The organism is Synechococcus sp. BA-120 BA3, from assembly GCF_034931285.1.
Taxonomy (GTDB): Bacteria; Cyanobacteriota; Cyanobacteriia; order PCC-6307; family Cyanobiaceae; genus Cyanobium.
Genome location: NZ_JAYGHZ010000175.1, coordinates 1 through 1,379, shown reverse-complemented (window position 1 = coordinate 1,379; position 1,379 = coordinate 1). Strand labels below are relative to the sequence as shown.

Sequence of the window (1,379 nt, the reverse complement as noted above, 5' to 3'; positions counted from 1 at the left end):
CCCCGGCGGCGGCCAGGGGCAGCTCCCGCTCCCGATGGCGGTTATGGACCGTGAGCGCAAAGCCCCTGGCCAGCAGGTTGGCCGCCATCGGAGCGCCGAGGGCCCCCAGGCCGATGAAACCGACGGACAGGGACACCGGACGCCCTCAGACGTTGAACAGGAACTCCATCACATCCCCCTCGGCCACCACGTACTCCTTGCCCTCGCTGCGCAGCCAGCCCCGGTTGCGGGCCTCGGCCAGGGTGCCGGCCTCCAGCAACTGGGCGTAGGCGATGGTCTGGGCCCGGATGAAACCCCGCTCAAAATCGGTATGGATCACCCCGGCCGCCTGGGGGGCGGTCATGCCGGCGGTGATCGTCCAGGCCCGAGTCTCCTTCTCGCCGGTGGTGAAGTAGGTGCGCAGGCCCAGCAGGCGGTAGGTGGCGCGGATCAGGCTCTGCAGACCGCCCTCGCTCACCCCCAGGCCGGCCAGGTAGTCGGAGCGCTCCTCGGCGGCCAGATCCACCAGCTCGGCCTCCACCTGGGCGGAGATGCGCACCGCCTCGGCCCCCTCCCGGGCGGCCAGGGCTTCGACGGCGGCCACCCAGGCATTGCCCTCCGCCAGGTCGTCCTCGCTGACGTTGGTGGCATAGATGATCGGCTTGCCGGTCAGGAGGCCCAGGTTGCGCACCAAGGCCTGCTCCTCCTCGGTCAGGGGCACCCGCCGCACGGCGCCGCCCTGCTCCAGTTCCGCCTGCAGCCGGGCCAGGGCGCCGTCCTCAGCGGCGGCCTCCTTGCTGGTGCGCATCTGTTTCTTGAGCCGCTCGCGCCGCTTCTCGATCTGGGCCAGGTCCGCCAGGCCCAGCTCCAGGTTGATCACCTCGGCGTCCCGCACCGGATCGACGCTGCCGGAGACGTGGATCACGTCGTCGTCCTCGAAGCAGCGCACCACGTGGACGATGGCATCGACCTCGCGGATGTTGGCCAGGAACTTGTTGCCGAGCCCCTCCCCCTGGCTCGCCCCCTGCACCAGCCCGGCGATGTCCACGAACTCGACGCGCGTCGGCACGATCTCCTTGGAACTGGAGAGGTCGGAGAGCTTCTGCAGGCGCTCATCGGGAACGGCCACCACCCCCACGTTGGGCTCGATGGTGCAGAAGGGGAAATTGGCCGCCTGGGCCTGGGCGTTGGCCACCAGGGCGTTGAAGAGGGTCGACTTGCCCACGTTGGGCAGCCCGACGATTCCGGCTTTGAGCATGGGGGAAATGTAGGGGGGGCCCGGACGGGGCCCCTTCGGTCACCCGCCATCCACAACCCTCGCGCAGACAGGCGAAACTGTCGGCAGCGATCAGCCGGCCCATTCCCGCCATCACCCCCCTGCCGCCGGCGCCCGCTCCGAC

The 1,379-nt window shown here is 70.2% G+C and carries 2 protein-coding genes; both read right to left on the bottom strand.

Annotated features, from left to right (window positions below):
- The coding region (locus VB737_RS07040) for an NAD(P)-binding domain-containing protein (protein ID WP_500312211.1) at positions 1-136 on the bottom strand (136 nt) is incomplete at its 3' end.
- Positions 137-145: 9 nt separating this feature from the next.
- Positions 146-1,237 carry a redox-regulated ATPase YchF gene (gene ychF / locus VB737_RS07035; protein WP_500312210.1) on the bottom strand — a complete coding sequence of 364 codons (1,092 nt, stop codon included), beginning with the start codon at positions 1,235-1,237 and terminating at the stop codon, positions 146-148.
- Between the last annotated feature and the right edge of the window lie 142 nt (positions 1,238-1,379).